Below are 7779 nucleotides of genomic sequence, written 5' to 3'. Positions count from 1 at the left end.
GGCGGCCGGCGTGAGCATTCCCATGGTGCGAGCCTGCGCGTCGGGCGGCATGCCGCTGCTCGGGGTGTGCCTGGGCCATCAGGCGATCGCGGTCGCGTTCGGCGCTACCGTCGACCGCGCCCCGGAGTTGCTGCACGGCAAGACCTCGGTCGTCCGCCATGACCGGACCGGCGTTCTCACGGACCTGCCGTCGCCGTTCGTCGCGACCCGCTACCACTCGCTGGCCGTCGAGGAGGACACCCTTCCCGAGGAAATCGAGGTGACTGGCCGGACCGAAAGCGGCGTGGTGATGTCGCTGCGCCATCGACGGCTCCCGCTCGAGGGCGTGCAGTTCCACCCGGAGTCCGTCCTCACCCAGGGCGGCCACCTGATCCTCGCCCGTTGGCTGGACCAGTGCGGCGACGGCGGCGCGGCGCGCAGGCTCGCGCCGGGGCTGTCCGCCGAGGTCGAGACCCTGCGGACGGCGGCGTTTTCCTAGCCGCGCCTGGCGATGCCGGACGGGTCGATCGGCCCGTCGTAGCCGGGTAGCCGGCTGTCGGCGGCCTCCTCGACGCGGTATCCCAGCCGGTAGGCGTCGACGTACTGCCGGTAGATCGTGACCTGCGGATTGGCCCGCAGGCTGGAGCGCAGCGCGGCGACCTCCCCGATCGCCGTGATCCGGAACGGCGGGGAGAAGACCTCGCCGTGCAGCAGAAGAGTGTTCCCGACGCAGCGGACCGCCGTCAGTGCCGTCACCCGGCGGTCCATGATGCTCATCGCCTCGGCGCCGCCGGCCCACAGCGCGTTCACGACCGCCTGGACATCCTGCTGGTGCACGATGAGATCGTCGGGCCTCGGGGCGGGCACGCCGGGGGCGTACGGGCCGCCCCGGCCCTCCCGCGGGGCGTCGTCCAGCTCGACGGTCAGCGCCGGCCCGCGCACCGGGGCCAACCCCGCGGGACCGGCCAGCAACTCGACCAGGGACCGGGCGGCGGCATCGGTCCCGAGCGCGAAGCCCGGTGCCCCCGACGGGACGGCCTGCGCCGTGGTCGCGCGCCGCCGCGACGCGGCGTCCAGCCCGGCGCGGCGGTCGGCCACCCAGCCCGCCTCCTCGTCGACAACCTGCGCGACTCCCGCCCGCTCCTGGGCCGCCCAAGCGGCGGTGTCCCGCGGGCCGGCCCGATCGAACGGGCCGCCGTCCAGCACCACGACGCCGGACAGCACGACGCCGGACAGCACGCCGGCCCAGAACAGCGACACCGCCCAGATCACCCGCCGCGACCGGCTCCCCGGCCAGGGCCAGGGCCATAGCCAGCCGTGCACCGTCGTCCCCAATCTCCCTCGGGCCCCGCTGAACGGTTCACCCATGCATGCCGATGAATCGCCGGGGGCGGCACGCGACCATGCCACAACCAGCCCGGCCGGGCGATCCGTCCGCCGCGTCGGAGGTATCGCCTCCCGCGCAGGCTACGCGGCCGATGGCGCTCTCGATGCCACATCGGTCTGATCGTCCCGGCACCGGCCGCGACGTCGGCGTCGCCCGGGCCCCGACCGGAGGTGAATCCAGCCGGCCGGTACGCAACGGCGTTTCCACGGACACCCTGTCTACGCTGGTACCCAGCGCGAGACCGCCGATGGCCGGACGAGGACGGCGACGACGGTCGCCGCTCTCGTCCACGCACGGCCATCGAGGAGTTCCGCAGTGCCCGAGTCACGACGCCGCAAGCCCAAGAAGCCAACCCCGACCACCACCGCGGGCGCGTCGGCACGCAGGCGGAAGCCGCCGTCCCCGCCCTGGTTCGGCGGTCTGATCCTCGCGTTCTTCCTGGTCGGGATCGCCTACCTGCTCGTCTACTACTTCTCCAACGGCGGCGTCCTGGGGATGGAGGGGCTGGGCGGCTGGAACAGCCTTATCGGGTTTGGTTTTGTCGTCGTCGGACTGGCCGTGTCGACCCAGTGGCGATAGCCGGCCCGCACGCCAGACGCCCGATGGCCACGCCCGGCACAACCGCAAGAGCTTCCAGCCGTATTATTCATCCACAACCATTGTCCACAAGTGTGGATACCTCCACCTTGATCACCGATTACCCAGGGCATCCTGTTGTATCCTGAACGCCAGAAGATTTCCGGCTCCTCACCCTACGAAGCCACGATCGGGTTCTCCCGAGCGCTCCGCGTGGGCGAACGCGTGTTCGTCAGTGGGACTGGGCCGGTGTGGCCGGACGACACGGTTCCACCGGACGCTGAGCTGCAGACCCGGCGGTGCTTCGAGATCATCCGCACCGCACTGCGCGAGGCGGGCACCGATCTCGGTGACGTCACCCGTACCCGGATGTTCATCACCGATCCCGCCCACGCTCCGGCCGTCGGCGCCGTCCACGGCGAGCTGTTCGCCGCGATCCGCCCAGCCGCCACGATGGTCGTCGTTGCGGGACTACTCGACGAGCGTTGGGTCGTCGAAGTGGAAGCCGAGGCGATCCTTGGGTCCGGGGCTGGGTTCGGGGCTGGGTTCGGGTCCGACTGACGGCCGGCCCTGACGCCGGGTCCGGATCCGGGACCGTCAGCGCGCGATGACCGCCCTGCGCAGACGCGCCACGGCGCGTTCGGCGTCGCCGGTTGTGACGATCAGGCGCCGGAACTCGCCACCCGGGCGGACCTCCACCACGACCGCGGGCCGGCCGCGGTAGACAGCGACAAACTCCTTGCCGCCCCGCGACCGCCAGGTTCCGAGGGCCATGACGCGCGGCAGTCCGGTCCCGGGCGCCCGCCATCCGTGCACTTCCGCGAACGCATCCGCCGCCAGGCGTACGTCGAGTACCTCGTCGAGCCGCACGGAGACGTCCCCACGCACCGCGCCGATCCGTTCAAGCCCGCGCAGGACGACCTCGACCCGCTTGTCCACAACCTCCAGGCTGGCCACAGCTCCCACGTTAATGCCACAACCCGCTCGGGTTCGCCTGATCGCCGTGGCCACCTGTCCCAGGACCGGCCTGCACGATCAGGTCGAGGGGGACGGCCGGGCGTAGGCCTCGGCGTCCTCGGCCCTGATCACGTACATCACCGCGTTGATCAGGGCCAGATGGGTGAACGCCTGGGGGAAGTTTCCGAGATGGCGGCCACTGACCGGATCGATCTCCTCGGCATAGAGATCCAGCGGGCTGGCGAGGCTCAGCAGCCGTTCACACAGCTGCCGGGCACGGGTCAGCTCGCTGATCTCCACCAGGGCGGAGACCAGCCAGAACGAGCAGATCAGGAAGGCGCCCTCGGTGCCGGAGACCCCGTCGTCGGTCTCCTCCGTGCGGTAGCGCAGGACCAGCCCGTCAACGGTCAGCTCGTCGGCGATCGCGAGCACGGTGGCCTTCACGCGTTCGTCGGCCGCCGGCAGGAACCCGAGCAGCGGAATCAGGAGCAGTGAGGCGTCGAGCGCCTTCGATCCGTAGTACTGGGTGAACACACCGCGATGATCCATACCCTTCTCGCACACCTCGGCGTGGATCTCCTCCGCCACGGCCCGCCAGCGCGCCGCCGTCTTGGCGTCCCCCCGCATCTGCGCCAGCCGCCGACCCCGGTCCAGGGCAACCCAGCACATCATCTTGGACACGGTGAAGTGCTGCGGCGCCCCGCGCACCTCCCACATCCCGCGGTCCGGCTCCCGCCAGTGCGTGGCCGCCGCCTCGACGAGGCGCACGAGCACCGGCCAGAGCCGTTCGGAGAGGTAGTCACGGGACTTGGTGTGCAGGTACACGGAGTCGAGAACGACGCCCCAGACGTCGTGTTGACGTTGCAGTGCCGCTGCGTTGCCGATCCGTACCGGGTAGGCTCCCTCGTAGCCGGACAGGTGACCGAGGACCTCCTCGTCGATCTTCGGCTCGCCGCTCACCCGGTACATCACCTGGATGTCGTCGTCATCGTTCTCGGCGACGTCGGCGATGAACGAGAAGAAATCGTTGGCCTCGTAGTCCAGCCCGAGGGTGTACAGGCCCCACAGCGCGAAGGTGGAATCGCGGATCCAGCTGTACCGGTAGTCCCAGTTCCGTTCGCCGCGCGGGGTCTCCGGCAACGAGGTGGTCGAGGCGGCGAGCAGAGCACCGGTCGGCGCGTAGGTCAGTCCTTTCAGCGCGAGCGCGCTGCGCTGCAGATGGCGCCGCCAGGGATGGTCGGGAAACATTCCCCGCGACAGCCACTGGCGCCAGAACTCCGTTGTCCGGTCGACGGCGACGCACGCCTGCAGGTAGGTGTCCGGAAGCAGGGGCTCCTCCGGGCGCCAGGTGAGCGCGACGAACGCGGTGTCCCCCTCCCGCAGCGTGGTGCGAGCCAGTGCCCGCCGGCCGTCGAAACCGAGCCGCAGGTCGGTACGCAGCCGCAGCGTGACGTTGGTGCCCGCATGGCTGATCACGCCGGAGGAGTAATCCTCTCCCTCGTACTGCCAGGACTCGGGCTCACGGCCGTAGTCGAAGTTCGGCTCGCACACCAGGCTGAGATCCACCGAGCCGTGCTCACAGCGAGCCAGCCGGAGCAGCACGTGGTCGGCGTCCCAGTCGCTCGGCGTCCGACGGTGCGTGTTCGAACGCTTGTGGGTGCGATGCCAGCGCCCGACCACCAGGCAATCGGTGACGATGAGCCAGCCGTTCGGCGTCTGCCAGGTGGTCTCGAGAATGTTCGTCCCGGGGAGATAACGCCGGCCGGCCGGGATCTGCGTACGCTCGGGACCGAAACGGAAGCCCCCGGCCGACCGGTCCAGCACCGACCCGAAGACGCTCGGGGCGTCGGGCCGGGGCACACACATCCACTCGACGTTGCCGCTGGGGGCAACGAGACAGGACGTCTCACAGTCGGACAGGAATCCGTACTCGGCGATCGGCGGGAAGGGACTGCCCCCGCTGCGCCGCACCGGTGAATGTGCCATCTGATCCCCCTGCCCGCGCCGTGCCACGGCATCCATCACGCTATCGCCACCACACGTAGATCGCTACTATGAGTATTGACAAGAAAGCGAATGGTAGCCGCTAGTCGGCGGCGTGCAAGCGTCGCGGCCGTCCTCGCCCCCGCGACCAGGGCTGTCGGGCTACACCAGTGTCGACGACTTGATGATCACGGCGGCGAACAGCAACGCGAGCACGGCGGCGACCCCGCCCGCCTGGAGCAGCACCCGGCGGGGCGGGACGTAGGCGTAGATCAGACCGATGACGGCACCGACAGCCAGCCCACCGAGATGCCCCCATTTGTCGATGTTGCTGAACGAGAAGGTGATGGCGAGGTTGATCCCGAGCACGATGAGGATCTGCCGGGAGTCCACCCGCAGGCGGCGGGCGATGATGTAGTAGGCGGCAAAGAACGCGAAGATCGCGGTGGACGCGCCGACCGACACGGTGAACCCGTCACCGAGCACGTAACTCAGGGTGTTCCCACCGAGCGCCCCCGCCACGAACAGCGCGAGGTACCGAGCCCGCCCGAGGATCGCCTCGAGCTGAAACCCGAGCAGGTACAGCGCGTACATATTGAACAGGATGTGGAGCACGCCAGCGTGCAGGAAGGCCGCGGTCAGCAACCGATAGTACTGGTCGTCCGCCGCGATCCGGATTCCGATCATGGCGAAGTCGCCGGTGAAGCGGTTGAAGGTGCCGCGGCCGGTCAGCCCGGGCGCGCCCTGCAGGATGTAGGCGGCGACGCACAGGCCGATGAGGATCTGGGTGACCAGCCCCTGCCGGGCGACCTGAGCCGGGCCGCCGAGTGTGGTCCGCGTTCGGCGCTGCGGCGTGGAGCGGTCGCCCTCCTCCGGGCAGTGGAAGCCGACCGCCGCCGGGCGCATGCAGTCGGGGCAGATCGGCCGGCCGCAGCGCTGGCAGGAGACGTAGGTCTCCCGGTCCGGATGACGGTAGCAGTGCGGGATCATCGCGGCGCCGGGTGGCTGCGGCCGGCCGGCGGGAGGACCACCCGCGGGAAAACCGCCCGCGGGAAAACCGCCGGTGGGCGGCGGGGGACCGCCGGAACCGGAAGGTGGAGTCCACCCCGACCAGCCGGGCGCCGGGCCGACCGTGGGTCGCCACCCCGGCTCGGCCACCGGGTGGTCCGATCCAGCCGGGCGCTGCTCCGGGCCGCCCGGTTGGTCATCCGTGGGCGGTTCGACGGGCGGGTTCGCCGTCACCGCGCCGCCCCGGCAGCCGGCGTCGCCGCCGGAGGGGTACGGCTGACGTGACCACGTCCGGCCACCCGTACGCATGCGGTGGCCGACGACCGCGCACGCCGCGCAGCTGGAGCTCTCATGCGCCGTACTCCCGGGTTCGAGGCGGTGACCGGCCGGTCAGGCGGACCGGCGGTCGATCACGATCTCCTGGATGACGATGTCGGACTTCGGCCGGTCCTGCGCCCCGGTCGGCGCCTTGGCGATCGCATCCACCACGTCGGTTCCCCGCGTGACCTCACCGAAGATGGTGTGCTTGCGGTTGAGCCAGTCGGTGGGCGCGACCGTGACGAAAAACTGCGAGCCGTTGGTCCCCGGTCCGGCGTTCGCCATTGCGAGCAGGTACGGCCGGTTGAAGGTCAGGTCCGGATGGAACTCGTCGGCGAACCGGTAGCCCGGACCGCCTCGACCGGAGCCCAGCGGGTCACCGCCCTGGATCATGAAGTTTGGAATGACCCGATGAAAGATCGTTCCGCTGTACAGCGGCGTGCCGGTCTTCTTGGCACCGGTCTCCGGGTCCGTCCACTCCTGCGTGCCGGTCGCGAGGCCGACGAAGTTCCGCACCGTCTTGGGAGCGTGGTCGGGGAACAAGCGGATCTCGATGTCCCCCTGAGTCGTCCGCAGCGTCGCGTACAGCTCCTCGGCCATGAGCCTCTCTTCTCTTCAGATCGATCTCTGCGGGTGTCTGGTCAGCCGGCGTCCGGATGGGTCTCGATCGTATGCGCCGGGCGCCGCGGGGGAATTCCATCACCGAGGTTCGCACCGGGTACACCTTCCCAAGGGCACAGCCCAGACATGTCACCCAAGCATTAGTGGCACCCTACGGAGGGTTGACGCGTTGGAGAAGCCCGCCGACGGGGTACGGCACACTTCACAGATCTTGACCACACCGATACCTGGGCACACCACCAGTTCGATGGTCGGACGCCTCGACCATCGGCTCAACGAGAGGGCACCATGAGTACGATATTGAAGGACAGACTATTGAAGGACAGACTGTCACATGTCGCCGACACGGTGCCGGTTAGCGGGCTGTCCGACACCGCGAAGAGCGCCGCCGACCGCGCCGGCACGATCGCTCACAAGGCGGCGAGCAAGGCCGGGGGTACGGCCGGATCGGCCGCGTCGGCCACCAGGGATGTGGGCGCCAGCGTGGCGCACCGGATCTCCGACGCCTCCAGCACGGCCACCAAGACCGGTGCGTCGGCCCAGAAGGCGGCCGGGAAGGCCGCGGGCCGGGCCGTCGGCAAAGCCACCGCCGTGTCCGGTCGGACCGCCAGGCGGATCGAGAAGGCCCGGGCGCATGCCGAGCTCGCCGCCGAACGCGCCCGGGCCGCCGCCGAGCTGCGGGCGGAGAAGCATCGCTCCCGGCGCGCGGTGCAGCGCGAGGCCAAGGCGCGCCTGCAGGCCGACAAAGCCCAGGAGATCCTGGAAAAGCGGCTGGCGAAGGCCGAGTCCAAGATCGCGAGGGTGCACCGCCGTCGGCGGCGGGGGTTCCTCACGCTCGCCCTCGTCGGCGCGGGTGCGGCGGGGACCGCCGCGGTGCGGCGGTACCTGGCCCAGACGGAGGAAAGCCTGGCCACCACCGCCGAACCCGTGCCGCTTGACACCACCGCCAC

9 protein-coding genes are annotated in these 7779 nt (G+C 70.2%); 4 read left to right on the top strand and 5 right to left on the bottom strand.

Features of this window, described 5'->3' with window-relative positions; all coding sequences use genetic code 11:
- Positions 1-478, top strand: a 478-nt coding sequence (locus AC08OX_RS08015; protein ID WP_476607225.1) for a glutamine amidotransferase-related protein, incomplete at its 5' end; no start/stop codon positions are given.
- Here the strand turns inward: AC08OX_RS08015 and AC08OX_RS08010 are convergent.
- Positions 475-1251, bottom strand: a complete 777-nt coding sequence (locus tag AC08OX_RS08010; RefSeq protein ID WP_476607224.1) for a DUF881 domain-containing protein — start codon at positions 1249-1251, stop codon at positions 475-477. The two genes, AC08OX_RS08015 and AC08OX_RS08010, sit on opposite strands and share 4 nt — an antisense overlap.
- Before the next feature lie 430 nt (positions 1252-1681).
- On the opposite strand from AC08OX_RS08010, the gene AC08OX_RS08005 reads away from it, so the two are divergent.
- Entirely contained in the window at positions 1682-1945 is a 264-nt protein-coding gene (locus tag AC08OX_RS08005; RefSeq protein ID WP_476607223.1) for a cell division protein CrgA, read from the top strand.
- 135 nt (positions 1946-2080) lie between these two features.
- Positions 2081-2503 carry a RidA family protein gene (locus AC08OX_RS08000; protein WP_476607222.1) on the top strand — a complete coding sequence of 141 codons (423 nt, stop codon included), beginning with the start codon at positions 2081-2083 and terminating at the stop codon, positions 2501-2503.
- A 36-nt stretch (positions 2504-2539) separates the two neighbouring features.
- On the opposite strand, the gene AC08OX_RS07995 is transcribed toward AC08OX_RS08000, so the two are convergent.
- From AC08OX_RS07995 to AC08OX_RS07980, 4 genes are all read right to left on the bottom strand, one after another.
- Positions 2540-2899 (bottom strand): hypothetical protein, encoded by a 360-nt coding sequence (locus AC08OX_RS07995; RefSeq protein WP_023840019.1) that lies wholly within the window; start codon positions 2897-2899, stop codon positions 2540-2542.
- Positions 2900-2977: 78 nt separating this feature from the next.
- The gene (locus AC08OX_RS07990; protein ID WP_476607221.1) at positions 2978-4885 is read right to left on the bottom strand and encodes a glycoside hydrolase family 15 protein; all 1908 of its coding nucleotides are present in this window, start codon (positions 4883-4885) and stop codon (positions 2978-2980) included.
- Between the two features lie 159 nt (positions 4886-5044).
- Complete coding sequence (locus AC08OX_RS07985) at positions 5045-6124, bottom strand: rhomboid family intramembrane serine protease (protein WP_476607220.1); 1080 nt, start codon at positions 6122-6124, stop codon at positions 5045-5047.
- A gap of 156 nt (positions 6125-6280) precedes the next feature.
- Positions 6281-6808, bottom strand: a complete 528-nt coding sequence (locus AC08OX_RS07980) for a peptidylprolyl isomerase (RefSeq protein ID WP_011438798.1) — start codon at positions 6806-6808, stop codon at positions 6281-6283.
- Between the two features lie 309 nt (positions 6809-7117).
- Here AC08OX_RS07980 and AC08OX_RS07975 point away from each other — a divergent pair.
- Positions 7118-7779 (top strand): hypothetical protein (locus AC08OX_RS07975; RefSeq protein ID WP_476607219.1); only part of this gene is annotated, 662 nt, incomplete at its 3' end.

The sequence above is a fragment of the Frankia sp. CoBUL1 genome, from assembly GCF_978021245.1.
This window is presented reverse-complemented; position numbering and strand designations above follow the sequence as displayed.

What these genes read in the sequence shown, in the direction of transcription:
- AC08OX_RS07980 (WP_011438798.1), bottom strand. Translation starts at nt 6,808, where the DNA reads ATGGCCGAGGAGCTGTACGCGACGCTGCGGACGACTCAGGGGGACATC.
- AC08OX_RS07990 (WP_476607221.1), bottom strand. Translation starts at nt 4,885, where the DNA reads ATGGCACATTCACCGGTGCGGCGCAGCGGGGGCAGTCCCTTCCCGCCG.